The organism is Pseudomonas sp. NPDC087614, assembly GCF_044743485.1.
Taxonomy (GTDB): Bacteria; Pseudomonadota; Gammaproteobacteria; order Pseudomonadales; family Pseudomonadaceae; genus Aquipseudomonas; species Aquipseudomonas baetica_A.
Genome location: NZ_JBIUWN010000016.1, coordinates 22,005 through 47,591, shown reverse-complemented (window position 1 = coordinate 47,591; position 25,587 = coordinate 22,005). Strand labels below are relative to the sequence as shown.

Below are 25,587 nucleotides of genomic sequence, written 5' to 3'. Positions count from 1 at the left end.
AAGCCCGCTCCCACATTGGGTATTGCGTGATGGTTAAGCGAGTTTTTCGAACTTCAGGTCCCACACGCCATGGCCCAGTCGTTCGCCGCGGCGTTCGAACTTGGTGATCGGGCGTTCGGCCGGGCGTGGCACGCACTTGCCGTCTTCAGCGAGGTTGCGGTAGCCCGGGGCGACGTTCATCACTTCCAGCATGTACTCGGCATACGGTTCCCAGTCGGTGGCCATGTGCAGAATGCCGCCGACCTTCAACTTGCTGCGTACCAGTTCAGCGAACGACGCCTGAACGATACGACGCTTGTGGTGACGGCTCTTGTGCCACGGGTCCGGGAAGAACAGCATCAGGCGATCGAGGCTGTTGTCGGCGATGCAGCGGTTGAGCACTTCGATCGCGTCGCAATCGTAGACGCGCAGGTTGGTCAGGCCCTGGGTCAGCACGCCATTGAGCAGCGCGCCGACACCCGGACGGTGAACTTCAACGCCGATGAAATCCTGCTCTGGCGCCGCTGCGGCCATTTCGAGCAGCGAGTGGCCCATGCCGAAACCGATCTCCAGCGAGCGCGGTGCCGAACGGCCGAACACTTGATCGTAATCCACCGGCGCGTCGGCCAGCGGCAGCACGTAAAGCGGCGCGCCCTGATCCAGACCGCGTTGCTGGCCTTCGGTCATGCGCCCGGCGCGCATCACGAAGCTCTTGATGCGGCGGTGTTGGCGCTCGTCGCCTTCTTCCGTCTGGATAGGCGTGTCGTTCGATTCAGTCATCAATGGCTCTTACTTGATCAGACCATCCAGCGGCGAAGAGGCGCTGGCATAGAGTTTTTTCGGCATACGGCCAGCGAGGTAGGCCAGACGGCCTGCAACGATGGCGTGTTTCATGGCTTGGGCCATCATCACCGGCTGCTGGGCGTGGGCGATGGCCGAGTTCATCAGTACGGCGTCGCAGCCCAGCTCCATGGCGATAGTGGCGTCGGAAGCGGTACCGACACCGGCATCGACCAACACAGGGATTTTCGCTTCTTCGAGGATGATCTGCAGGTTGTAAGGGTTGCAGATCCCCAGACCGGAACCAATCAGACCGGCCAGCGGCATGACCGCGATGCAGCCGATTTCCGCCAGTTGGCGGGCGATGATCGGGTCATCGCTGGTGTACACCATCACGTCGAAGCCTTCCTTGACCAGCGTTTCGGCGGCCTTGAGGGTTTCGATCACATTGGGGAACAGCGTCTTCTGGTCGGCCAGCACTTCCAGCTTCACCAGATTGTGGCCATCGAGCAGCTCGCGGGCCAGGCGGCAAGTACGCACGGCTTCTATCGCGTCGTAGCAACCGGCGGTGTTCGGCAGGAAGGTGTAGCGATCCGGCGACAGCACGTCGAGCAGGTTCGGCTCGCCTTCGATCTGGCCCAGGTTGGTGCGGCGCACGGCGAAGGTAACGATCTCGGCACCCGAGGCTTCGATGGCCTGACGGGTTTCTTCCATGTCACGGTACTTGCCGGTACCGACCAGCAAACGCGACTGGTAAGTACGACCGGCCAGCACAAAAGGCTTGTCGCTGCGAACGATGCTCATGGGGAATCCTCTTTAGGGGTGAGGGTCTTGCAGAATTCTGTGCCCTTGCGGACCGGGCGATCAGCCGCCGCCGATAGCGTGCACCACTTCGACGTTATCGCCGTCGTTGAGCGTGGTGTCGGCATGCTGGCTGCGCGGGACGATATCCAGATTGAGTTCGACTGCCACTCGACGCCCGGTCAGTTCCAGACGAGTGATCAGGGCCGCAACGGTCTCGCCGTCGGGCAGTTCAAGGGATTCGCCGTTCAACTGAATGCGCATGCGTAACGCCGCCATCATTTTTAGGGGCTGGCATTCTAGCCCGATCATGACCTAAAGGTCAGCACCAAGCGTCAAGCGGTTGGTTGCAAGCGCCAGGCGGCGAGGCCCAGGCATACCCAACCGACCAGAAACGCCAGGCCACCAAATGGGGTGATGATGCCGAGCTTGCTGATGCCGGTGGTGGTCAGCACGTACAGACTGCCGGAGAACAACACGATACCGACAGCGAACGAAACGCCAGCCCAGGTCACCAGCCGCCCCTGAATCTGCGTGGCCAGCAGCGCCACACCAAACAGCGCCAAGGTGTGCAGCAGTTGATAGGTCACGCCCGTGTGGAAAATCGCAAGGTACTCGGGCGTCAGGCGGCTTTTCAGGCCATGAGCGGCGAACGCGCCCAAGGCTACGCCAGTAAAACCAAAGAAAGCGGCCAGCATCAGAAAGCCACGCAACATTGGGAACTCCATTCAGACTCGATCGGCAGGGTCTGTATAATGGCCCGCTCCACCGGTTCGGCCAAGCCATCTCTATGCTGCGTTCTATTTTCCGTCGTCTCACGAAGGCCCTGCTCTGGTTCGCCAGCGGCAGCGTCTTGCTGGTGTTGGTGTTTCGTTTCGTACCGCCGCCGGGTACGGCATTGATGGTCGAACGCAAGATTGAATCGTGGGTCGATGGTGAGCCGATTGACCTGCAGCGCACGTGGAAGCCGTGGAACGAAATCTCCGACGATCTCAAAGTGGCAGTCATGGCCGGTGAGGATCAGAAATTTCCCGAGCATTGGGGTTTTGACTTTGGCGCCATTCAGGCAGCGCTGGCCCATAACGAACTCGGCGGCTCGATCCGTGGCGCAAGTACCTTGAGCCAGCAAGTCTCGAAAAACCTGTTTCTGTGGTCCGGCCGCAGCTATCTGCGTAAAGGCCTGGAAGCGTGGTTTACCGCGCTGATCGAGGTGTTCTGGCCCAAGCAGCGAATTCTTGAGGTGTATCTGAACAGCGCCGAGTGGGATGACGGGGTGTTTGGCGCCGAAGCGGCGGCCCGGCATCACTTTGGTGTGAGCTCCAGGTCGCTGTCCCGCCAGCAGGCGAGTTATCTGGCAGCCGTATTGCCGAACCCACGGGTTTGGAGCGCAAGCCATCCGACCGCGTATGTCTCGCGGCGAGCGGGATGGATTCGCCAGCAGATGAGGCAACTGGGCGGGACGAGCTATCTGCTCGGGCTCAATGATTCGCGTCGGGCGCCTTGGTCCGAATGACAAAACGTCGTCTTAGCGCCCTGAAGGCCCCTGTGGGAGCCAGGCTTGCCCGCGAAGGCGTGGAGTCAGACAACATCTATGTTCAATGATCTACCGCTTTCGCTCCCACATTTGGTTTGCACTGAACCATAAAAAACGCCCCGATCATTACTGATCGGGGCGTTTTTTATTGCCTGTAGGGCGGTTACGCGGCAATCGACAACTTGAGCTTGTTCATCGCACTCTTTTCGAGCTGACGGATACGCTCGGCCGACACATTGTACTTCTGCGCCAGGTCGTGCAGCGTGGCCTTCTCTTCTGCCAGCCAGCGCTGGTAGAGGATGTCACGGCTACGCTCGTCCAGCACTTCCAGTGCTTCGTGCAGGTTGTGGTTGGAGTTGTCACTCCAGTCGGCATCTTCCAGTTGACGCGCCGGGTCGTACCGGTGGTCTTCCAGATAGTTGGCTGGCGACTGGAAGGCGCTGTCATCGTCGGCTTCGGCAGCCGGGTCGAAGGCCATGTCATGGCCGGTCAGGCGACTTTCCATCTCTCGCACTTCCCGCGGCTCGACGCCGAGGCTTTCCGCCACACGGTGGACTTCCTCGTTGTTCAGCCACGCCAGACGTTTCTTCTGGCTGCGCAGGTTGAAGAATAGCTTGCGCTGGGCCTTGGTGGTCGCGACTTTCACAATGCGCCAGTTGCGCAGGATGAACTCGTGAATTTCCGCCTTGATCCAGTGCACAGCGAACGACACCAGGCGCACACCCATTTCCGGGTTGAAACGTTTTACGGCCTTCATCAGGCCGACGTTACCTTCCTGGATCAGGTCAGCCTGAGCCAGACCGTAGCCGGAATAGCTACGGGCAATGTGTACGACAAAACGCAGGTGGGCGAGCACCATCTGCCGAGCCGCCCCCAAATCCTGCTCATAGTAGAGACTCTCGGCCAGTTCACGCTCCTGCTCCGGCGTCAGCAATGGAATGCTGTTGACGGTGTGCACATAGGCTTCCAGGTTCGCACCCGGAACCAACGCGTACGCAGGTTGCAAAGAATTGGTCATACGAAAAAACCTCCGGCTTACATACTTGTGCCTTTCAGCACTGCGAAAAATTGACCGGGAACTCAGGTACAAGTTCCCAAAAAAACCGTAAGGCCAATCACGCGCAAAAAGATTCTACTTCGGCGCCAGCTCCCTGAGATGGCGTGCTACTGCAATCCATGCACCGATATAACCCAACAGCACCGCGCCAAGCAAGAGCGACAGACCGTCGGCAACTGGCACTCCGGCCAGTGCGAAATCACTGCCGTACAAGCCGGCCAGTCCAACCACCGCATCGTTCAGCCAGTTCAGGCCGAACGCCAATACTCCCCAGGACAACAGCCCCGCACCGAAGCCATACAGCGCGCCCATATAAAGGAAAGGACGGCGCACATAGCTGTCAGTGCCGCCGACGAGTTTAATCACTTCTATCTCGGTGCGGCGGTTTTCAATATGAAGACGAATGGTATTGCCTATCACCAAAAGTAATGCAGACACCAAAAGCACCGTCAGGCCGAAGACAAAACGATCACCGAGCTTGAGGATGGCGGCCAGACGCTCGACCCAGACTAGATCAAGTTGCGCCTGTTGTACCTTGGGCAGTTCGGAAAGTTTTTGTCTTAATGCTTCCAGCGTCGCTTTATCGACCTCGTCCGGCGTCACCAGCACTACGCCCGGGAGCGGGTTTTCGGGCAGCTCACGCAGGGCTTCGCCCAATCCCGACTGCTGCTGGAACTCTTCCAGCGCCTGGTCACGGCCAACATATTCAGCATCAGCTACACCGGGCATGGCTTTGATCTGCTCGCGCAGCGACTCGCCCTGCTCTGGGCTGGCATCGAGTTGCAGGTACAGCGAGATCTGCGCCGCACGCTGCCACGAACCGCCAAGACGCTCGACGTTGTTGAGCAACAACGACAGGCCCATCGGCAGGCTCAGCGCCACGGCCATCACCATGCAGGTGAAGAAACTGCCGATCGGCTGCTTGCCCAGACGACGCAAACTGTCGAGCAGACTGGCACGGTGGCTTTCGACCCAGGCGCGAAACAGCGTGGCGAAGTCCGGGCCGTCGTCATCGTCGTGCTTTTTCTTTTTTGGCGGTTGTGGATCGGCGGCTTTCGGGGCCACGCGCTCGGAAACCTTCGGACTGCGTGTCGCACTCATACGCCGGCCTCCCCGTCGCCGATCAATCGGCCGCGTTGCAAGGTCAGCATGCGATGACGCATGCGCGCAATCAGCGCCAGGTCGTGACTGGCGATCAGCACGCTGGTGCCCAGTCGGTTGATGTCTTCAAACACCCCCATGATCTCGGCCGCCAGACGCGGGTCGAGGTTACCGGTCGGTTCGTCCGCCAGCAGTAACGCTGGGCGGTGAACGATGGCGCGGGCGATGCCGACGCGCTGTTGCTGACCGGTGGACAGGTCGCCCGGGTACAGATCGGTTTTATCCGACAGCGCCACACGCTCCAGCGCCGAGTCGACCCGCTTGGCGATTTCGGCCTTGGACAGGCCGAGAATCTGCAGTGGCAACGCGACATTGTTGAAAACGGTGCGGTCGAACAGCAACTGATGGTTCTGGAACACCACACCAATCTGCCGGCGCAGAAACGGAATCTGCGCGTTGCTGATGGTGCTCAGATCTTGCCCGGCCAGCAGCAGTTTGCCGCTGGTCGGACGCTCCATCGCCAGCAACAGGCGCAACAAGGTGGATTTACCCGCACCGGAATGGCCGGTGACAAACAAGAACTCGCCACGACGGACTCGAAAGCTCAGCTCATGCAAGCCGACGTGACCGTTCGGGTAGCGTTTACCGACCTGTTCGAAACGAATCATGAACGCTCCCGCTCGGCAAACAGCGCCTGGACAAAGGGTTCGGCTTCAAAGGTACGCAAGTCGTCGATGCCTTCACCGACGCCAATGTAGCGGATCGGCAGACCAAACTGCTTGGCCAGGGCAAAAATCACCCCACCCTTGGCGGTGCCGTCGAGCTTGGTCAGCGCCAGGCCGGTCAGTGTGACGGTCTGGTTGAATTGCTTGGCCTGGTTGATGGCGTTCTGGCCGGTACCGGCGTCGAGCACCAGCAGCACTTCGTGCGGGGCGTCGGCGTCGAGTTTGCCAATGACGCGGCGAACCTTTTTCAGCTCTTCCATCAGGTTGTCTTTGGTGTGCAGACGACCGGCGGTATCAGCGATCAACACGTCGATACCACGGGCCTTGGCGGCCTGCACGGCGTCGAAGATCACCGAGGCCGAGTCGGCGCCGGTGTGCTGAGCGATCACCGGGATCTTGTTGCGCTCGCCCCAGACCTGCAATTGCTCCACGGCCGCGGCGCGGAAGGTGTCACCGGCGGCGAGCATGACTTTCTTGCCTTCCAGTTGCAGTTTTTTCGCCAGTTTGCCAATGGTGGTGGTTTTGCCGGCGCCGTTGACGCCCACCACCAGAATCACGAACGGCTTGTTCTGCGAAACGATTTTCAAGGGTTGCTCAACTGGCTTGAGCATAGCGGCCAGTTCAGCCTGCAAGGATTTGTACAGTGCGTCGGCGTCAGCCAGCTCTTTACGGGCGACCTTCTGGGTCAGGCGTTGAATGATCTGCGTGGTGGCTTCGACACCAACGTCGGCCGTCAGCAGACGGGTTTCGAGGTCGTCGAGCAGCTCGTCATCGATGGTCTTCCTGCCGAGAAACAGGCTGGCCATGCCCTCGCCGATGCTGGCGCTGGTCTTCGACAAGCCTTGTTTGAGACGGGCGAAGAAGCCGGCTTTGGTTTCTTCGGTGCGCGGGGCTTCGGCCGACACTGGCGCGGGCGCAGCGTCCGCCGCAACGATTGGCGCGGCAACACCTGGCGCGGGTTTTGGCTCTGGTTGCTGGACGACTGGAGCAACTGGCTCAACAACCACGGGCGCAACAGGCTCAGGAACAACCGGCGCAGGCTCGACAACCGGCTCAACCACAGGCGCCGGAGCCAACTCGGCAACGAACGCGGCTGGCGCTGGAATGGGCGGCGTGACGTGAGGGGCGGCTTCTTCCACCAGCGCCACCGGCTCTTCGGCCACTGGCAAGGTGAGCCACGGCTCTGCAACCGGGGTCAGCGGCAACTCGGCAACCACCTCCGGCGCCCGCTCTGGCTCGGCCGCCGGTTCTAACACTGGCTCGGCAATCGGCAGAATGGTCGGCGCCGGCTCTTCTTCTATTGCAGGAGCGGGTGCGTTGACCGGTTCAGGAATCGCGGGCGGCTGTTCGACGACGGGTTCCTGCGGTTTTTTACGCAGCCATCCGAACAGGCTTTTCTTCTCGCCAGCCGCAGCTGGGGTCTTCTTGTCGTCGTTGGAACCAAACATGGAGGACGGCTATCTCACAGTAGCGACGCGCCATAAGGGCGCCCCGGCAAATAAATATTCGATGCAGAACAGACTGTGTTTCACCCAGCTTGTTCACGCGCAACATTTTGTCGAGGCACCAGCGGCACCCCAAAGAATCGTATTAACGAAGGACTAAACCGGCAAAATCGGCGAAAAAGCGTAGTTTAGTCGATACACCGCAGCTTTCTGCCGCAAACCCATGCAGCCGGATCAGGCCTGAAAACCTGATAGGCGTGGTCGCCGGTAAAACGGATCAGTATCCTAGCACCTCCTCGCCCGCCTAGGCTAAGACCAAGCGGGCAGCCCAACAGGTTAAAAAACGAATGAATGCTCTAGCCCGCCGCGCTGCTGGCCTGCTGCTCAGCACAGTCTGCCTGCCTCTTTCGGCCCTGGCGGCCGACCCGCAACCGACCCACGAATTCACCCTCGACAACGGCCTCAAGGTCGTCGTTCGCGAAGACCATCGCGCGCCAGTAGTGGTGTCGCAGGTCTGGTACAAGGTCGGTTCCAGCTACGAAACCCCGGGCCAGACCGGTCTGTCCCACGCCCTTGAGCACATGATGTTCAAGGGCAGTGAGAAAGTCGGCCCCGGCGAAGCCTCGCTGATCCTGCGCGACCTCGGCGCCGAAGAGAACGCGTTCACCAGCGACGACTTCACCGCTTATTACCAAGTGCTGGCCCGCGATCGTCTGGGCGTCGCCTTTGAGCTGGAAGCCGACCGCATGGCCAACCTGCGCCTGCCGGCCGACGAGTTCGCCAAGGAAATCGAAGTCATCAAGGAGGAGCGCCGCCTGCGCACCGATGACAAGCCGATGTCCAAGGCTTACGAGCGCTACAAGGCGATGGCTTACCCGGCCAGCGGTTATCACACGCCGACCATCGGCTGGATGGCTGATCTGGACCGGATGAAGGTCGAAGAGCTGCGTCACTGGTATCAATCCTGGTACGTGCCGAACAACGCCACGCTGGTGGTGGTCGGTGACGTCACCCCTGACGAAGTGAAAACCCTCGCCCAGCGCTACTTCGGGCCAATCGCCAGGCGCGACGTGCCACCGGCGAAAAAACCGCTGGAACTGGCAGAACCCGGCGAACGGCAGATCACCCTGCATGTGCAGACCCAACTGCCTAGCCTGATGCTCGGCTTCAACGTGCCAAGCATCGCCACGACTGAAGACAAACGCTCGGTCAATGCCCTGCGCCTGATCTCGGCGCTGCTTGACGGCGGTTACAGTGGGCGCATTCCAACGCAACTGGAGCGCGGCGAAGAATTGGTGTCCGGCGGGTCGTCGAGCTACGACGCCTACACCCGTGGCGACAGCCTGTTCACCCTGTCGGCCACGCCGAACACCCAGAAGAAAAAAACCATCGCCCAAGCCGAGGCCGGTCTCTGGAAACTGCTGGAACAACTGAAAACCACCGCGCCGACCGTCGAAGAACTGGAACGCGTACGTGCGCAAGTGATTGCCGGTCTGGTCTACGAGCGGGATTCGATCACCAGCCAGGCCACCGCCATCGGCCAGCTTGAGACGGTCGGTCTGTCGTGGAAACTGATGGACACTGAACTCGCCGACCTGGAAAGCGTGACCCCGCAAGACATCCAGAACGCCGCCAAGCTGTATTTCACCCGCGAACGTCTCAGCGTCGCCCACGTCCTGCCTCTGGAGACGACTCATGAGTGAGCGTAAACCCCCACGCCTGTTGCTCGGTCTGATCGCCATCGCGGTAATCGGCTCTGCGGCGTTTGTCCTGACGCCCGGCGCTAAAACCGACGCCAGCGAAGCGCTGGACAAGGCCAGGACCAGCCAAAAGCTGCAATCGCTGACCGAACTCGACGGCAAAGCCCCGGCCAGCCGCAAACTCGACGTGCAAACCTGGAACACTGCCGAAGGTGCCAAGGTGCTGTTCGTCGAGGCGCATGAACTGCCGATGTTCGACATGCGCCTGATCTTCGCCGCTGGCAGCAGCCAGGACGGCAACACACCGGGTTTGGCGGTGCTGACCAACGCCATGCTCAACGAAGGTGTCGCCGGCAAGGACGTCGGCGCCATTGCGCAAGGCTTTGAAGGGCTGGGGGCTGATTTCGGCAACGGCGCCTTCAAGGACATGGCGCTGGCCTCGCTGCGCAGCCTGAGTGCTGCCGACAAGCGCGAGCCGGCCCTGAAGCTGTTCTCGCAAGTGGTGGGCAAGCCGACCTTCCCTGCCGACTCGTTCGCGCGCATCAAAAACCAGATGCTGGCCGGTTTCGAGTACCAGAAACAGAACCCCGGCAAACTCGCCAGCCTGGAACTGATGAAGCGTCTATACGGCGATCACCCGTACGCTCATTCGAGCGACGGCAATGCGCAGAGCGTCCCGCAGATCACCCTCGCGCAATTGCGTGAATTCCATGCCAAGGCCTACGCCGCTGGCAACGTGGTGATCGCGCTGGTCGGGGACTTGTCCCGCGCTGACGCCGAGGCCATTGCCAATCAGGTTAGCGCCGCCCTGCCCAAAGGCCCGGCGCTGGCGAAAATCGCTCAGCCGCAGGAACCGAAGGCCAGCATCAGCCACATCGAGTTCCCGTCCAAACAAACCAACCTGATGCTCGCGCAACTGGGCATCGACCGTGACGATCCGGACTACGCGGCGCTGTCGATGGGCAATCAGATCCTCGGTGGGGGTGGTTTCGGTACTCGATTGATGAGTGAAGTCCGCGAGAAACGTGGCCTGACTTATGGCGTCTACTCGGGTTTCAGCCCGATGCAGGCCCGTGGCCCGTTCATGATCAACCTGCAGACCCGCGCAGAAATGAGCGAGGGCACCCTGAAACTGGTGCAGGACGTACTCGCCGACTATCTGAAAACCGGCCCGACCCAGAAAGAGCTCGACGACGCCAAACGCGAACTGGCCGGCAGCTTCCCGCTGTCTACCGCGAGCAATGCCGATATCGTCGGCCAACTTGGCGCGATGGGCTTCTATAATCTGCCGCTGAGCTATCTGGACGACTTCATGCGTCAGTCGCAGAGCCTGACGGTGGAGCAAGTGCGCGACGCCCTGAACAAACACCTGAGCACGGATAAAATGGTCATCGTCACCGCTGGCCCGACCGTGCCGCAAAAGCCGTTACCGGCCCCTTCTGATAAACCTGCCGAGCAACCGCTCGGGGTTCCGGAGCATTAATGGCGACTCGAGCACCTAAAAAACCCGCCCACAACGTCCACAACGGCGTGAACCAGCTACGCATCATTGGCGGCCAGTGGCGCAGCCGCAAGCTGAGCTTTCCCGACGCGCCCGGCCTGCGCCCGACGCCGGATCGCGTGCGTGAAACGCTGTTCAACTGGCTGGCGCCCTATGTGGAGGGAGCCAAGGTCCTCGACCCGTTCGCCGGCAGTGGTGCGCTGTTTCTCGAAGCCCTGTCCCGTGGCGCCGCCATGGGGCAGGCGCTGGATGCGAGCAATATCGCAGTATCCAGCCTCAAGGAACACCTCGGCACCCTGCGCTGCACCAACGGACAGGTGCAGACGGCCGACGCCCTGCGTTATCTGGAAACCCAGACCGCCAGCGCTTTCGACCTGGTATTCCTCGACCCGCCGTTCAATCAGAACCTGCTGCCCGCCGTCTGCACGCTGCTGGAAGAGCGTCAGTGGCTGGCCGACGACGCCTGGGTGTACACCGAAAGCGAAACGGCGCCGTCGACCCTCGGCCTGCCGGCCAACTGGCGTCTGCACCGCGAGCAGAAATCCGGCCGTGTCTATTACGCGCTGTGGCAACGCAGCGCCTGATCACAAGCAACATGCGTTAGCTGATCTGCGATAAATAGATACCGCACAGCCCCCTCCGAATCTCGCCACAGTGGTTGCCGCAATCTGCGTTAACCACCGAGGACGATTCACGTATGGACACATTTTGCAGCCGGATGCTGCTCTTTCTTTGCCTGGCGCCCCTGATGTCCCTGGCCGCCCCGCCCCCACCGACTCACCACTTCACTCTGGACAATGGCCTTAAGGTGCTCGTGCGCGAAGATCATCGCGCGCCGCTGGTGACCTCACAACTCTGGTTCAAGGTCGGTTCCGCCGACGAAGCACCGGGCCAGAGCGGGCTCTCCCACACGCTCGAACACATGCTCTACAAAGGCAGTAGCAAGACTTGCGCCGGCGAGGCCACGGCGATTCTGCAATCGCTCGGCGCCCGGGAAAACGCTTTCACCAGCAAAGATGTCACCGCCTATCACCAAACCCTGACCCCCAGGTACCTGGGTGTTGCGTTCGAGCTGATGGCCGATCTGATGTCAACTGCACACCTGCGCGATGAAGACCTGACCCCGGAACTGGCGGTGATTCGCGAAGAACGGCGTTCGCGAACCGAAGACGACCCCAGCGGCCTGGCACTTGAGCGTCTCACCGCCGTGACGCATTTGGCCAGCAGCTATCGCACGCCGACTATTGGCTGGATGCATGACCTGAACCAACTCAATGCCAGCGATCTGCGCCATTGGTATGAAACCCGCTATGCGCCCGGCAACGCCACGCTGGTCGTTGTCGGTGACGTGACGCTCGATCAGGTCAAGCAGTTGGCGCAGCGTTACTTTGGCCATCTGCAAGCAAGAGCCGTTCCGGGCGCGTTAAGGCCCACGGAGCTGAAACAGCCCGGCGAGCGCAGACTGATCCTGCATCTGCCCGTCCCCGCCCCCCAACTGATCATGACCTTTAATGTGCCGGGGTTGGTCACCGCCGAAAATCGGCGAACCGTGCACGCTCTGCGCCTGATCGACACATTGCTGGGCGGTGCCAACAGTGCACGTCTGCAAAAGCGCCTGCAATTTACCGAGCAGTTGTTCAGCGAGGTGGCAACCTCTTACGACACCCTCACACGCGGTGACAGCCTGCTATTGCTGACCGCCAATCTTGCCAGCGCCCACCCTGACGATCTTGAGGCTGCCGAACAGCGAGTCTGGCAAATGATCGAAGAATTGCGAACCAGCCCGCCAGCCGCCGATGAGCTGGAACGTGCCCGCACTCAGTTGATTGCCCGGCAGATCTACGCGCAAGACTCCATCGTAGAGCAGGCCCAGGGGTTAGCCGCATTGCAGAGTATCGGCCAACCCTGGCAGTTGCTGGATCAGGATGCGGACGAGCTGGCACAGGTGACACCCACTGATATACAGCAGGCCGCCATGACCTTTTTGACCCGCGAACGCCTGAGTGTTGCGCATGTGTTCAAGGAGACCCGCCCATGAACGACTACCGTTGGCCTACCTGGGTCGCATTGTCAGGTCTCGGCCTGATCGCCTGTCTGTACGGCGCCCGAACGTTTGCAGACACTTCGATTGTTGCGCCGGCAAACTTCCCCGCGCCACGCCTGGAGTCTCTCCGGGTGCCGGTTTCTGATCCGGCCACGCCACGGGGGCTGTCCATCAAGGGCTGGAAGACCCTGACCGGCACCAAGGTGTTGTTCATCCGCACCACGGCATTACCGATGTTCGATCTGCATGTCAGCTTCGCGGCGGGCAGTGCGCGGGACGGCGGCACGCCGGGGCTCGCCGCCGCCACGTTTGGCATGCTTAACGAAGGCGTGCCAGGCAAAGACTTGCCTGCCATCGTCGAAACCTTCGACGGCCTCGGTGCGCAGCTCGAAATGACGATCGATCACGAACGTGCCAACCTGGTGTTGCGCAGCTTGAGCGATGCTCAAAAAAGCACCCCGGCACTGCACCTGTTTACTCAGATACTCGGCGAACCGTTGCTGACCGACGAGGCTTTACAGAGGGTAAAAAACGAACTGCGTGAGCACCTCCTGTTCAGGTCGGAGCAGGCAGGCAATTCATCCGAGCAGTCGGTCAAGGCATTGCTTGCCCCGGGCAGCCCCTATTCGCTGCCGTTCTATGGCACGGATCAAGGCTTGCAGTCGCTGAGCCGCCAGGCAGTCAAAGACTTCCACCAACGTTTCTACGGCGCCAGTCATGCACAGATTACGCTGGTCGGTGACCTGACGCTGGACCAGGCAAAAGCCATCAGCCTGCAAGTCAGCCACGCATTACCGGTCATGCCTGCGGGCACGGGGGCTACGCCGATGCCTGCGCTAAGACCGCTGGGCACCAAACGGACCTTCCATGAGGAGCAGCCACTGACCCAGACCTCGTTGATACTGGGCCAGCTCGGTGTGTCGCGCCAGCATCCGGACTATGCCGCGCTGTACGCGGCCAACCTGATTTTTGGTGGCACGGCAAACAGCCGACTGATGAACGAACTACGGGAAAGGCGCGGGTTGGTGTACGACGTGCATTCACAAAACAGTCACTGGGCCAGCGCGGGCTTGATGACAATTTCCCTGCAAGTCAGCCCGTCATTGAGCGCAGGCATTCTGGCGTTGACCCGATCAATGTTCCGCGACTATCTGCGCGATGGCCCGACGCAACAAGAGCTCGACCAGATCAAGCTTAGAGTGACCAACATGGTCGCCCTGGACAGCGCCAGCAACAAACAAATACTCAAGCAATTGGTGGACATCAATCGCCATGATCTGCCACTCGACATCGATTACATCGCCCAGCAGGTGCAACGCCTGACGCTCAAGCAAATCAAAGAGGCGCTGAACCGACACCTGGCTGCCGATCAGTGGCGCGTGGTGACGATCGGTGCAACCGTCGATCAGCAGCCGTTGCCTGCACCACCGGCCACACCGCCAGGCACATCTTCCAGTGCATGTGTCGCGCCGTAGCAGGCTTTGTGGCAAGTTAGGTTTTAAATTGAAAAGCAGCAGACGACCGGCGTCTGCTGCTTTGCGCAAGACCTAGTCGAGATTTGCCGTGCAACCACGTTCACCTTCCCCCGCCCTTCGTTTCCGTCCGGCCTTTGGCCTGGGCAATCCACACCTGCAAACCCTGTGGGGTCCGTTGTGGCGTAAAACCGTCCATCTTGATCGCCAGCGTGAACGCCTGTGGCTTGAAGATGGCGATTTCCTCGACCTCGACTGGCACGGCCCTCACAGTGCCAAAGCTCCGTTGGTATTGGTGCTGCACGGGCTGACCGGTTCCTCGAACTCGCCATACGTTGCCGGCCTTCAAGCCGCGCTCGCCGCGCAAGGCTGGGCCAGTGTCGCCCTGAACTGGCGCGGCTGCTCAGGCGAACCGAATCTGCTGCCGCGCAGTTACCACTCCGGTGCCAGCGAGGACCTCGCCGAAACCATTCGGCACCTGCGCGCCAAACGACCACTGGCGCCGCTGTATGCGGTCGGTTATTCCCTGGGCGGCAATGTGTTGCTCAAGCACCTCGGGGAAACCGGCAACACCAGCGGTGTGTGTGGTGCGGTGGCCGTGTCGGTGCCGTTTCGCCTCGACCAATGCGCCGATCGTATCGGCCAGGGTTTTTCCAGGGTCTATCAGGCGCACTTCATGCGCGAGATGGTCGCCTACATCAAGAACAAGCAAAGGCAATTCCAGCACGACGGACGCGAGGACGGTATGGCCGCACTGGCGGCGCTCGGCTCGCTGGAAAACATGCGCACGTTCTGGGATTTCGATGGCCGGGTGACCGCGCCACTGCACGGGTTCACCGATGCCGAGGATTACTATCGCCGCGCGTCGAGCCGTTACTTTCTCGGCGAGATCCGCGCACCGACCCTGATCATTCAAGCGGCGGACGATCCGTTCGTGTTCCCGCACAGCCTGCCGCAAGCCAGTGAACTGTCGGCGACGACTGAATTCCAATTGCTGGCTCGCGGCGGTCACGTCGGATTCGTCGAGGGCTCGTTGCGCCAGCCCGGCTATTATCTGGAAAGGCGCATCCCGCAGTGGCTGGCGGGCCTGACGTCATGATTGATCAGGCTCGCCCCCACAAGGAAGGGCGTGGTAATTACTCGCCGGTAGCGATTCCACGCGAAGGCTCGTTGATCCACTCGCTCCACGAACCGGCATACAACGCCCCCAACGGATAACCCGCCAGGCACAGCGCGAACAGGTTGTGACACGCCGTCACGCCCGAGCCGCAATACGCGACCAGTGCCGACGGCGAACGCTCGCCAAGCCTGGCGGCAAAGCGCTGCTTGAGTTGATCGGCCGGCAGGAACCGACCGTCACCACCCAGATTGTCGGTAAACGCTGCACATTGCGCGCCGGGAATGTGCCCGGCAATCGGGTCGATAGGCTCGACTTCACCCTTGAAACGCGGCAAGGCCCGGGCGTCAAGAAGGGTCAGCGTCGGTTGACCGAGCCGCTGCTGCAATTGCTCGGCGCTGAGCAGCAAGGTCGTGTCCGGCTGGCCGCTGAAACTGCCACGGACAGTGGTCGGTGCATCCAGGCTCAGCGGCAGACCCGCCGCGTGCCAGGCCTTGAGCCCGCCATCGAGAATGAACACGCCATCACGCTTGCCCAGCCACGCCAGCAACCACCACGCTCGGGCCGCATAGGCACCCGGGCCGTCGTCGTACAAAACCACGTCGCTGTCAGCGTTGATGCCCCAGGCTTGCAGACGCTCGACCAGCGCCGCAGGCGCAGGCAACGGATGCCGCCCCGTCACACCCTTGACCACTTTGCCGCTGAGGTCACGCTCAAGATCGGCGAAACTCGCTCCGGCAATGTGCCCCTCGGCGTAGCTGCGCTGACCGTAGTCCGGGTCATCGAGGGCAAAACGACAATCGAGAATCACCAGCCCCGGCTGCTCCTTGCGGACATCCAGTGCGGTAGGGCTGATCAGTTGCGCAATCGACATAACGGGCTCCTGTGGAATTCGACAGAACGGTTTACTTCACGTCCTCAAGGGCCTGGGCCAGCGGTACGTAGAATTCTTCGAACAGTGCATTGACCTGATCGCGCGCCTGCTCGGTGACAAACCCGGCTTCCAGCACCAACACCTGATACACGCCACGTTTGATGGCTTGCTCGCTGAGGTGGTTGGAGTTCTCACGGGTGGTGCACAGAAAGCGTACCCAGGACGTCAGGATGATCCAGGCATTGAGGGTCAGCGATTCAATCTGCACACGGTCCATGTCGAGGATCCCGGCGGCCACGAAACCCTCGTAGATCGCCGCGCCTTGAATCACGCAGCGCTGGGAAAAGCGTCGATAACGGGCCGCCAGTTCCGGATCGCTGTCGAGCAAATGCTCAAGATCGCGGTGCAGAAAACGGTAACGCCACATCGCCGACAGCAGCTCCTTGAGATAGAAGCGCTTGTCTTCGACCGTCGCGGCGCGTCCCTGAGGTGGGCGCAGGAAGCTGTCCACAAGGCTTTCGTACTCACTGAACAACACGGCGATGATCGCCTGCTTGTTGGGGAAGTGGTAGTACAGGTTGCCCGGAGAAATCTCCATGTGAGCAGCAATATGATTGGTGCTGATGCTGCGCTCGCCCTGTTGATTGAACAGTTCGAGGCTGTTCAGCACGATACGCTCGCTGGTTTTTATTCGTGGGGCCATGGCTTGAGCTTTAATTCAGAGTGCGGTGACGGGCATCTTACGACCTATCCGGAAATGGATAAAACAAAGCTGCACAAGGAAGCCATTTGACTTTCTAGAGTATAGGCTCTAAAAATTGCCCCATTACAATAATTCCGGAGCCCACTATGACTGCCGATATAGCCTACCTGCAAACGCTGCAACAGCCACTGGAAGCGCTTGATCGGCAGTTCAACGCGCAACGGGCCGCGTATGCCGCCAACCCGATGCCGCCTGCTGCCCAGCGCCAGCAATGGCTCAAGGCCCTGCGCGATGTGCTGAGCGATGAACGTCAGGCCTTGATCGAGGCGATCAGTGCCGACTTCAGCCACCGCAGCGCCGACGAGACCCTGCTGGCCGAATTGATGCCCAGCCTGCACGGCATTCACTACGCCAGCCGCCACCTCAAGGGCTGGATGAAAGCCTCGCGGCGCAAGGTCGGCCTGGCCTTCCAGCCCGCCTCGGCGAAAGTCGTGTATCAGCCGCTGGGCGTGATTGGCGTCATCGTGCCGTGGAATTACCCGCTGTATCTGGCCATCGGCCCGTTGGTCGGCGCACTGGCGGCGGGCAACCGGGTGATGCTCAAACTCAGCGAATCGACGCCGGCCACCGGGCTGTTGCTCAAGGCATTGCTGGCGCGAATCTTCCCCGAGGATCTGGTGTGCGTGGTGCTCGGCGAAGCAGATATCGGCGTGGCGTTTTCCCGTTTGCGCTTTGATCATCTGCTGTTTACCGGCGCCACCAGCATCGGCAAGCAGGTGATGCGCGCGGCAGCGCAAAACCTCACCCCGGTCACCCTGGAACTGGGCGGCAAGTCCCCGGCCATTGTTTCCCGTGACGTACCGTTGAAGGATGCGGCCGAACGCATTGCCTTCGGCAAAACCCTCAACGCCGGCCAGACCTGCGTGGCCCCGGATTACGTGCTGGTGCCGCAAGACCGCGTCGGCGCGTTCGTCGAAGCCTATCGCCAGGCCGTGCAGGGCTTTTATCCAACCCTCGCCGACAACCCGGACTACACCGCAATCATCAACGATCGCCAATTGGCGCGGCTCAACGGATACATCAGCGATGCCACCAGCAAGGGCGCCCTGTTGATTCCGTTGTTCGACCAAGGCCAGGGTCGCCGCATGCCACACAGCGTGCTGCTCAATGTCAGCGACGAGATGACCGTGATGCAGGACGAAATTTTCGGGCCGTTGCTGCCGATCGTGCCGTATCAGGATCTGGAGCAGGCATTGGCTTACATCAATCAGCGGCCACGACCTCTGGCTCTTTACTACTTTGGCTACGACAAACGCGAACAGAACCGCGTGCTGCACGAAACCCATTCGGGTGGTGTGTGCCTGAACGATACCTTGCTGCATGTGGCTCAGGATGACATGCCATTCGGCGGCATCGGCGCTTCGGGCATGGGTCACTACCACGGTCGCGAAGGCTTTCTGACGTTCAGCAAAGCCAAAGGCGTACTGATCAAACAGCGTTTCAACGCCGCCAGGCTGATTTACCCACCGTACGGAAAATCCATTCAGAAACTGATTCAGAAGCTGTTCATCCGCTAAACATTCGTCATCGCCACCGGGTAATAAAAACAATGCACCCAAGCCTGACTGAAACACCTGCCCTGTCGCGCCGTGGCCTGCTGAAATTCAGCCTCGGCGCCACCGCGTTTCTCGCCACTGCCGGGCTCGGCGCCAGCCTCAGTGGTTGTTCGTCGAGCGTCCCGGCCCAGGGTTTCACTGTTTTGCGCGATGGCGATCTCTTGTTTCTGCGCGCATTGATTCCGGTAATGCTCGACGGCGCCGTGGCCGTCGAGAAGATGCCCGGCGCGGTCGACGGCACGCTCCAGGCGCTGGACTACAGCCTCGATCACCTGTCGCCGGAAATGCTCAAGCTTACCCGGCAGTTGTTCGACGTGCTGGGCATGGCCGTGACGCGCGGGCCCCTCACCGGCATCTGGGGCAGTTGGGAAAACGCCAGCCCTGAAGCAATGCGCCACTTCCTCGACCGGTGGAAAAACAGCGCGTTGAGCCTGTTGCGCATGGGCCACAGCTCGCTTCAGCAAATGGTGATGATGGCCTGGTACACCCGCGCCGAGTCCTGGGCGCATTGCGGTTATCCCGGCCCGCCGACTGTCTGAACCCAAGACGCGCCCTTCGCGGGCAAGCCCGCTGCCACCGAGGACTGCATTTCAATGTGCAAGCGGGCTTGCTCGCGAAGGGGCCCGCTGGAACAACAAAAACAAGAGAGCCTGAACATGCCAGTACCCGACCCGTTCCGCGAAGGCCTCGCCCGAGGCTGGAAAACCTACAACGGCGCACAACTCACGGACGACCTGACCCTCGAAACCGATGTCGCGATCATCGGCAGCGGCGCTGGCGGTGGTACCACGGCAGAAATCCTCAGCGCCGCCGGCTATAAAGTGTTGCTGATCGAAGAAGGCCCGCTGAAAACCAGTTCCGATTTCAAAATGCTTGAAGACAAGGCCTACAGCAGCCTCTATCAGGAAGGCATTGGCCGCATGAGCAAGGACGGTGCGATCACTATCCTGCAAGGCCGGGCGGTCGGCGGTACCACGCTGATCAACTGGACATCGAGCTTTCGCACCCCAGAACCAACCCTCGAACATTGGGCCAAAGAACACAGCGTCAAAGGCCACAGTCCGGCCGAAATGGCGCCATGGTTCGAAAAAATGGAACAGCGTCTCGGCGTCGCTCCGTGGCTGATTCCGCCCAACGCCAACAACGACGTGATCCGTAAAGGCTGTGAACAGCTCGGTTATAGCTGGCACGTTATTCCACGCAACGTGCGCGGCTGCTGGAACCTCGGTTACTGCGGCATGGGCTGCCCGACCAACGCCAAGCAATCGATGATGGTCACGACCATTCCGGCCACCCTGGAAAAGGGCGGAGAGCTGCTTTATCTGGCCCGCGTGCAAAAGCTGTTGATCACCGGCGACAAGGTTTTCGCCCTGCAATGCGTCGCCATGGACGAGCGTTGCGTCGAACCGACCGGGCGCTCCATCACGGTCAAGGCACGGCATTACGTGCTCGCCGGCGGCGGCATCAACAGTCCGGCGCTGCTGCTGCGTTCAGACGCGCCAGACCCACACAAAACCTTGGGCAAACGCACATTCCTGCATTTGGTGAACATGTCCGCCGGGCGCTTCGATGACGTCATCAACCCGTTCTACGGCGCGCCGCAGTCGATTTATTCCGACCATTTCCAGTGGAAGGACGGCGTCACCGGCCCCATGGGCTACAAACTCGAAGTGCCGCCGCTGCAACCGGCGCTCGCGGCCACCCTGCTCGGCGGTTTTGGTCAGGACAACGCGCAGCGCATGGCCGATCTGCCACATACCCACGTCACGCTGGCGCTGCTTCGCGATGGGTTTCACCCCGACAGCAGCGGCGGCAACGTAGAGCTGCGGGGCGACGGCTCGCCAGTGCTCGACTATCAAGTCTCGCCCTATGCCTGGGAGGGGTTGCGCCGGGCCTTCCACAGCATGGCCGAGATCCAGTTCGCCGGCGGCGCCAAAGCGGTGATGCCGATGCACGCCGACGCGCGTTATGTGAAGACCCTGGCCGAGGCCCGTACGTTGATCGATGGCTTGCGCCTTGAGCTGTATCGCACACGGTTGGGCAGCGCCCACGTCATGGGCGGCTGTGCGATGGGCGAAGAGCCGAAAACCGCCGTCGCCGATAGCCTTGGCCGTCATCATCAGCTCACCAATCTGTCGATTCACGACGGCTCGCTGTTCCCCACCAGCATCGGCGCCAACCCGCAGTTGTCGGTATACGGGCTGACGGCACAATTGGCGACGTCCCTCGCCGATCGACTGAAAAACCCATGAAAAACCGGATCATTCCCATCGTCTATAGTGCTTTCTTACCCAACAGGCGACTTGGCCGACCGGGACGGCTGCGATACCATCCGACTCCCCAACGGACTCCCGCCAGGACGACGCGATGAACCGAGTGTTGTACCCAGGTACCTTCGACCCTATTACCAAGGGCCATGGCGATCTGGTCGAACGCGCCTCGCGCCTGTTCGACCATGTGATCATTGCTGTCGCTGCCAGCCCGAAGAAGAACCCGCTGTTCCCGCTGGAACAACGGGTCGAACTGGCTCGCGAGGTCACCAAACACCTGCCGAACGTAGAAGTGGTCGGCTTCTCGACGTTGCTGGCGCATTTCGCCAAAGAGAAGAACGCCAATGTGTTCCTGCGTGGTTTGCGTGCGGTGTCGGACTTCGAATACGAATTCCAGCTGGCCAACATGAACCGTCAATTGGCCCCGGATGTGGAGAGCCTGTTTCTCACCCCGTCCGAGCGTTATTCATTCATTTCTTCGACGCTGGTGCGCGAAATCGCCGCGTTGGGCGGCGATATCAGCAAGTTCGTCCACCCAGCCGTGGCAGACGCCCTGACCCTGCGCTTCAAGAAGTAACGACCGTTCAAACGGCGCCCGCGTGCACTGCGGGCGCCAATGCGGCACAATTGCGCGCATTGATTTATAGCGCCCGGGCCTGCCGCCCCGGCTGGAGTGAGCATGTCCCTGATCATCACCGACGATTGCATCAACTGCGACGTCTGCGAACCCGAGTGCCCAAACGCCGCGATTTCCCAAGGCGAGGAGATCTACGTGATCGACCCGAACCTGTGCACCCAGTGCGTCGGCCACTACGACGAACCGCAGTGCCAGCAGGTTTGCCCGGTGGATTGCATTCCACTGGACGAAGCCCATCCTGAAACTCAAGAACAGTTGATGGAGAAGTACAACAAGATCACCGGCAAGGCCTGATCTGACCGCTTTGTAGCGTTTCTTCGGGCCTCTTCGCGAGCTAGCCCGCTCCCGCACTGGAATGCATTCCAAAGGTGAGAGCGGACTTGCTCGCGAAAGGACCATCAACAACCGCGCCGAATTCAGAACACCTCACTCGCGCTGCTCAAACCCCTCCCCCGTACACCCCAGACACCGCACAAACGCCGCTTTTGCCGGATCAACCACCAACGCCTGCCCTGCATCGCCTATCCCGCCACCCAGCGCGGTAAACGGCAACGACACGACAAACACGCCCGCCCCGATGACCGTCGCCACGACCAACAAAGGTCGGGCAATCAGCAAGTCGCCGATCATGGCGTAGGCCGGTGGGTTCTGGAGGGTGTAGCGCGGATCACCGCTGCCGTTTTCCGTGGCTTGAACAGCCAGGCTGGAACACAGCAGCAATGCGACAAGGAGCACTTGCGAGGACTTCATGGCACGATCCTTCGGGCTGAACAGTGAGACAACTCACTATAGACCGTGGGATTTTTTCAGCTTCCTGCTTCAGGTCTGGCAGCGCGGACAGAAAACACTGGCACGCTGGCCAAGCTTCACTTCACGTAGCCCGGTGCCGCAGACCTTGCAGTGTTCACCGCCGCGACCATAAACAAACAGTTCCTGCTGGAAATACCCCGGCTGCCCGTCACCCCCGATGAAATCGCGCAACGTGGTACCGCCGCGTTCGATGGCGGCGGCGAGGATGCGTTTGATCTCGATCGCCAGTTTCAGATAACGTCCACGGGAAATGCCACCGGCCTCGCGGCGCGGGTCGATCCCTGCGGCAAACAGCGCTTCGGTCGCGTAAATATTGCCGACCCCGACCACCACCGCGTTGTCCATGATGAACGGCTTGACCGCCATCGTACGCCCGCGTGACAACTGGAACAGCCGCTCGCCATCGAACAGATCGGTCAAGGGCTCAGGCCCGAGACGAATCAGCAACTCGTGATTGAGCGGATCGTTGCTCCACAGCATCGCGCCGAAACGCCGTGGATCGGTGTAGCGCAAGGCCAGGCCCGACTCCAGCTCGATATCGACATGCTCGTGCTTGAGCGCCGGCAAACCGACCTCGACCAGGCGCAAATTGCCTGACATGCCCAAATGGCTGATCAACGTGCCGACTTCGGCATTGATCAGCAGATACTTGGCCCGCCGCTCGACCAACACGATGCGCTGCCCGGACAGGCGCACATCGAGGTCTTCGGGAATCGGCCAGCGCAGCCGGCGGTCACGCACGATCACCCGGCTGACGCGCTGGCCCTCCAGGTGCGGGGCAATGCCCCGGCGGGTGGTTTCGACTTCGGGCAGTTCAGGCATGGTGTCCTCGAATCAACGCGCGCCGAGGTCGCGGATCGTTTGTTTGAGCGTTTCGAAGTCGTAGTCCGACAGCCCCATGTAATCGAGAATCATCGGACCGATGCTTTCCCACTCGTAGTCTTCGGTCTGGTTGCCCAGCACCCGGTACGAAGCGCAGATGTGCTCGGCCATCTTGAGGATCGCCAGCAGGTTTTTCATCTGATTGTCGTGCGACGACTCATCCCTGAAGATCGCCAAGGCATTGTGGTGATTGGCGATTGACGCGCTGACATGCTCCGGCAGACGCCAGGATTTGGCGGTGTAATAACCGACCACCGCATGATTGGTGTTGAATTCGCTGTTTTCGGTGTCCACCACCCGACATTCGGCACTGGCATTGGCGTAAGCCTTTTCCAGTACCGACATGTAATGGGGGAAGCGCTGCAGCATCAACGGCACACCGCAGTCGTGAAACAGGCCCAAGGCATAGGCCTCGTCACTGGCCTGAATGCCGATGCGCTTGGCCAGCGTCAGGCAAGTCATCGCCACATCCTGGGCGGTATCCCAGAAACGATTGAGCGTGACGATGGTGTCGTCGTTCAGCTCGCCCTTGATCGACTGCGCGTTGATCAGATTGACGATCGAACGGCTGCCCAGCAGATTCACCGCGCGCTGGATCGAAGTGATCTTGTTGCTCAAGCCGTAATACGGCGAGTTGACAATTTTCAGCAGCGAGCCGGACAGGCCGGGATCCTGGGAGATCAGTCTGGCGATCACCTCCAGGTCCGGATCGGGCATGTACTGCTCCATTTGCAGATCCACCATGATCTGCGGCTGCGCGGGCACGCTGATGCCTTGCAGGGATTGTTGAATCTGTTCGGTGGTCAGCTCTTGGGACATAAGTACACACTCTGGGACAGGCGGCGATTCTAACGCTTAAAAACCGCAAGACGACACCTCGGTGGGCATTTGTCAGGAACTTTCATTCAAGCCCTGGCTTCGGACTTTTTGATACCGACCGGATAATCGAAACCCGCTCGGTGGCAAATTCGCGGCTCTCGAAGGCGCATCGGCGTTTCATCGCTCATCAAACCCGACATAACTCGCAACACGGTATACTCCCGCTCTTTTTTCCGGAGCGACGTCATGTCCCTGCCTAGCTTGCGCCTCAAAGCCAACGCCGACCGTCGCCTGCGCGCCGGTCACTTGTGGGTCTACAGCAACGAAATCGACGTGACCGCCACGCCACTGCATGGCTTCAATGCCGGCGATCAGGCCATCCTCGAAGCGGCGGGTGGCAAGCCGCTGGGCATCGTGGCAATGAGCCCGAACAACCTGATCTGCGCCCGACTGCTGTCGCGCGACATCAAGGTAGCACTGGACAAATCGCTGCTGGTGCACCGCCTGAACGTGGCTCTGTCCCTGCGCGAGCGTCTGTTCGACAAGCCGTTCTATCGGTTGGTCTACGGCGATTCCGACCTGCTCCCAGGCCTGGTGGTCGACCGTTTCGGCGACATCCTGGTCGTGCAGATCGCCTCGGCGACCATGGAAGCGCATAAAGAGGACGTGATCGCCGCACTGACTCAAGTGCTCAAGCCAAGCGGCATTCTGTTCAAGAACGACTCCGCCGCCCGTGACGCCGAAGGCCTCAACCGCTACGTCGAAACGGTATTCGGCCTGGTGCCGGAGTGGGTGGCACTGGAAGAGAACGGCGTGAAGTTCGAAGCCCCGGTCATTCAAGGCCAGAAAACCGGATGGTTCTACGATCACCGCATGAACCGCGCACGCCTGGCGCCTTACGCCAAAGGCAAACGCGTCCTCGACCTCTATAGCTACATCGGTGGCTGGGGCGTGCAGGCTGCAGCGTTCGGCGCCAGCGAAGTGTTCTGCGTCGATGCCTCGGCCTTTGCCCTTGACGGTGTCGAGCGCAACGCCGCGTTGAACGGCTTCGCCGACAAAATGACCTGCATCGAAGGTGACGTTTTCGAAGCCTTGAAAGAGCTCAAGGCCAGTGAAGAACGCTTCGACGTGATCGTGGCCGACCCGCCGGCGTTCATCAAACGCAAGAAAGACATGAAAAACGGTGAAGGCGCCTACCGTCGCCTGAACGAACAAGCCATGCGCCTGCTCAACAAGGACGGCATCCTGGTCAGCGCTTCGTGCTCGATGCACCTGCCGGAAGATGACCTGCAAAACATCCTGCTGACCAGTGCACGTCACCTGGATCGCAACATCCAGTTGCTGGAGCGCGGCGGCCAAGGCCCGGATCACCCGGTACACCCGGCGATCAACGAAACCCGCTACATCAAGAGCATCACCTGCCGCCTGCTGCCTAACAGCTGATCAATGCGGATGACGGGGAGCCAGCAGGCTCCCCGTTTGCTTTACGCCTGCCCCTGGCGAACTCTGCGTCACCTCTACGTCAACAATCACGACTTCCTACACGGACTTTCCTACTAACGTGAAGGATATTTCCTTACGCCCTTAAATTATTGAAAAACACCCTACAAAGTCCAACTCCAGCTAAAGATAGTTCCGACAAAATTACTGGAACATTCCTACTTAATATCCACTTGCCAATATTCCATTACAAACTATTATGAAGTTGTCACCACGAGGT

Annotated in this window: 26 protein-coding genes; 13 read left to right on the top strand and 13 right to left on the bottom strand. The window is 60.5% G+C overall.

Annotated elements, in window-relative coordinates; genetic code table 11:
• Positions 1–33: 33 nt before the first annotated feature.
• The 4 genes from trmB to ACIOWA_RS09025 all read right to left on the bottom strand — a co-directional run bounded on the left by trmB (position 34) and on the right by ACIOWA_RS09025 (position 2,276).
• Positions 34–759 (bottom strand): tRNA (guanosine(46)-N7)-methyltransferase TrmB, encoded by a 726-nt coding sequence (gene trmB, locus ACIOWA_RS09040; RefSeq protein ID WP_007913622.1) that lies wholly within the window; start codon positions 757–759, stop codon positions 34–36.
• Between the two features lie 9 nt (positions 760–768).
• Complete coding sequence (locus ACIOWA_RS09035; protein WP_339464690.1) at positions 769–1,563, bottom strand: thiazole synthase; 795 nt, start codon at positions 1,561–1,563, stop codon at positions 769–771.
• Between the two features lie 60 nt (positions 1,564–1,623).
• A complete protein-coding gene (gene thiS, locus ACIOWA_RS09030) occupies positions 1,624–1,824 on the bottom strand; it encodes a sulfur carrier protein ThiS (RefSeq protein WP_122604433.1) in 201 nt (66 codons plus the stop codon).
• Between the two features lie 71 nt (positions 1,825–1,895).
• Entirely contained in the window at positions 1,896–2,276 is a 381-nt protein-coding gene (locus tag ACIOWA_RS09025; RefSeq protein ID WP_339430357.1) for a DUF423 domain-containing protein, read from the bottom strand.
• A gap of 74 nt (positions 2,277–2,350) precedes the next feature.
• Between ACIOWA_RS09025 and mtgA the strand changes: the two genes are divergently transcribed.
• Positions 2,351–3,073, top strand: a complete 723-nt coding sequence (gene mtgA / locus ACIOWA_RS09020; RefSeq protein ID WP_401159356.1) for a monofunctional biosynthetic peptidoglycan transglycosylase — start codon at positions 2,351–2,353, stop codon at positions 3,071–3,073.
• Positions 3,074–3,257: 184 nt separating this feature from the next.
• On the opposite strand, the gene rpoH is transcribed toward mtgA, so the two are convergent.
• From rpoH to ftsY, 4 genes are all read right to left on the bottom strand, one after another.
• Positions 3,258–4,112 carry an RNA polymerase sigma factor RpoH gene (gene rpoH, locus ACIOWA_RS09015; RefSeq protein ID WP_003229146.1) on the bottom strand — a complete coding sequence of 285 codons (855 nt, stop codon included), beginning with the start codon at positions 4,110–4,112 and terminating at the stop codon, positions 3,258–3,260.
• 114 nt (positions 4,113–4,226) lie between these two features.
• Positions 4,227–5,252, bottom strand: a complete 1,026-nt coding sequence (gene ftsX, locus ACIOWA_RS09010; RefSeq protein WP_221732397.1) for a permease-like cell division protein FtsX — start codon at positions 5,250–5,252, stop codon at positions 4,227–4,229.
• Entirely contained in the window at positions 5,249–5,920 is a 672-nt protein-coding gene (gene ftsE, locus ACIOWA_RS09005; protein ID WP_003229148.1) for a cell division ATP-binding protein FtsE, read from the bottom strand. Before ftsE ends, ftsX begins: the two co-directional genes overlap by 4 nt.
• Positions 5,917–7,425, bottom strand: a complete 1,509-nt coding sequence (gene ftsY, locus ACIOWA_RS09000; protein ID WP_401159353.1) for a signal recognition particle-docking protein FtsY — start codon at positions 7,423–7,425, stop codon at positions 5,917–5,919. Before ftsY ends, ftsE begins: the two co-directional genes overlap by 4 nt.
• Before the next feature lie 344 nt (positions 7,426–7,769).
• Between ftsY and ACIOWA_RS08995 the strand changes: the two genes are divergently transcribed.
• The 6 genes from ACIOWA_RS08995 (at position 7,770) to ACIOWA_RS08970 (ending at position 15,238) form a co-directional block, all read left to right on the top strand.
• Positions 7,770–9,125, top strand: a complete 1,356-nt coding sequence (locus ACIOWA_RS08995) for a pitrilysin family protein (RefSeq protein ID WP_339430360.1) — start codon at positions 7,770–7,772, stop codon at positions 9,123–9,125.
• Positions 9,118–10,605, top strand: coding sequence for a pitrilysin family protein (locus ACIOWA_RS08990; RefSeq protein ID WP_339430361.1), 1,488 nt, complete (start codon positions 9,118–9,120; stop codon positions 10,603–10,605). The genes ACIOWA_RS08995 and ACIOWA_RS08990 overlap by 8 nt, the downstream gene beginning before the upstream one ends.
• Positions 10,605–11,207, top strand: coding sequence for a 16S rRNA (guanine(966)-N(2))-methyltransferase RsmD (gene rsmD / locus ACIOWA_RS08985; RefSeq protein ID WP_221732401.1), 603 nt, complete (start codon positions 10,605–10,607; stop codon positions 11,205–11,207). The genes ACIOWA_RS08990 and rsmD overlap by 1 nt, the downstream gene beginning before the upstream one ends.
• A gap of 113 nt (positions 11,208–11,320) precedes the next feature.
• A complete protein-coding gene (locus ACIOWA_RS08980) occupies positions 11,321–12,661 on the top strand; it encodes a pitrilysin family protein (protein WP_339430362.1) in 1,341 nt (446 codons plus the stop codon).
• A complete protein-coding gene (locus ACIOWA_RS08975; RefSeq protein ID WP_401159350.1) occupies positions 12,658–14,142 on the top strand; it encodes a M16 family metallopeptidase in 1,485 nt (494 codons plus the stop codon). The genes ACIOWA_RS08980 and ACIOWA_RS08975 overlap by 4 nt, the downstream gene beginning before the upstream one ends.
• 88 nt (positions 14,143–14,230) lie before the next feature.
• Positions 14,231–15,238 carry a hydrolase gene (locus ACIOWA_RS08970; protein ID WP_401159348.1) on the top strand — a complete coding sequence of 336 codons (1,008 nt, stop codon included), beginning with the start codon at positions 14,231–14,233 and terminating at the stop codon, positions 15,236–15,238.
• 37 nt (positions 15,239–15,275) lie between these two features.
• Here the strand turns inward: ACIOWA_RS08970 and ACIOWA_RS08965 are convergent, their stop codons facing one another.
• A complete protein-coding gene (locus tag ACIOWA_RS08965; protein WP_339464684.1) occupies positions 15,276–16,130 on the bottom strand; it encodes a sulfurtransferase in 855 nt (284 codons plus the stop codon).
• A 31-nt stretch (positions 16,131–16,161) separates the two neighbouring features.
• Positions 16,162–16,833: a TetR/AcrR family transcriptional regulator gene (locus tag ACIOWA_RS08960; RefSeq protein WP_221732406.1), complete on the bottom strand. Its 672-nt coding sequence runs from the start codon at positions 16,831–16,833 to the stop codon at positions 16,162–16,164.
• 146 nt (positions 16,834–16,979) lie between these two features.
• Between ACIOWA_RS08960 and ACIOWA_RS08955 the strand changes: the two genes are divergently transcribed.
• From ACIOWA_RS08955 to ACIOWA_RS08935, 5 genes are all read left to right on the top strand, one after another.
• Positions 16,980–18,410: a coniferyl aldehyde dehydrogenase gene (locus ACIOWA_RS08955; protein WP_339430366.1), complete on the top strand. Its 1,431-nt coding sequence runs from the start codon at positions 16,980–16,982 to the stop codon at positions 18,408–18,410.
• Positions 18,411–18,442: 32 nt separating this feature from the next.
• Positions 18,443–18,988 carry a twin-arginine translocation pathway signal protein gene (locus tag ACIOWA_RS08950; protein ID WP_401159346.1) on the top strand — a complete coding sequence of 182 codons (546 nt, stop codon included), beginning with the start codon at positions 18,443–18,445 and terminating at the stop codon, positions 18,986–18,988.
• A 117-nt stretch (positions 18,989–19,105) separates the two neighbouring features.
• Positions 19,106–20,701, top strand: coding sequence for a GMC family oxidoreductase (locus tag ACIOWA_RS08945; protein WP_339430368.1), 1,596 nt, complete (start codon positions 19,106–19,108; stop codon positions 20,699–20,701).
• A 115-nt stretch (positions 20,702–20,816) separates the two neighbouring features.
• Positions 20,817–21,296 (top strand): pantetheine-phosphate adenylyltransferase, encoded by a 480-nt coding sequence (gene coaD, locus ACIOWA_RS08940; RefSeq protein ID WP_221732410.1) that lies wholly within the window; start codon positions 20,817–20,819, stop codon positions 21,294–21,296.
• 102 nt (positions 21,297–21,398) lie between these two features.
• A complete protein-coding gene (locus tag ACIOWA_RS08935) occupies positions 21,399–21,650 on the top strand; it encodes a YfhL family 4Fe-4S dicluster ferredoxin (RefSeq protein WP_221732411.1) in 252 nt (83 codons plus the stop codon).
• 132 nt (positions 21,651–21,782) lie between these two features.
• Here ACIOWA_RS08935 and ACIOWA_RS08930 read toward each other — a convergent pair whose 3' ends face one another.
• The 3 genes from ACIOWA_RS08930 to ACIOWA_RS08920 form a co-directional block, all read right to left on the bottom strand.
• Positions 21,783–22,106 carry a multidrug transporter gene (locus tag ACIOWA_RS08930; protein ID WP_221732412.1) on the bottom strand — a complete coding sequence of 108 codons (324 nt, stop codon included), beginning with the start codon at positions 22,104–22,106 and terminating at the stop codon, positions 21,783–21,785.
• Positions 22,107–22,175: 69 nt separating this feature from the next.
• The gene (gene mutM, locus ACIOWA_RS08925; protein WP_221732413.1) at positions 22,176–22,988 is read right to left on the bottom strand and encodes a bifunctional DNA-formamidopyrimidine glycosylase/DNA-(apurinic or apyrimidinic site) lyase; all 813 of its coding nucleotides are present in this window, start codon (positions 22,986–22,988) and stop codon (positions 22,176–22,178) included.
• A 12-nt stretch (positions 22,989–23,000) separates the two neighbouring features.
• The gene (locus ACIOWA_RS08920; protein WP_401159396.1) at positions 23,001–23,813 is read right to left on the bottom strand and encodes an HDOD domain-containing protein; all 813 of its coding nucleotides are present in this window, start codon (positions 23,811–23,813) and stop codon (positions 23,001–23,003) included.
• 300 nt (positions 23,814–24,113) lie between these two features.
• Between ACIOWA_RS08920 and ACIOWA_RS08915 the strand changes: the two genes are divergently transcribed.
• Positions 24,114–25,310, top strand: a complete 1,197-nt coding sequence (locus ACIOWA_RS08915) for a class I SAM-dependent rRNA methyltransferase (RefSeq protein WP_339430370.1) — start codon at positions 24,114–24,116, stop codon at positions 25,308–25,310.
• Positions 25,311–25,587 lie beyond the last annotated feature (277 nt).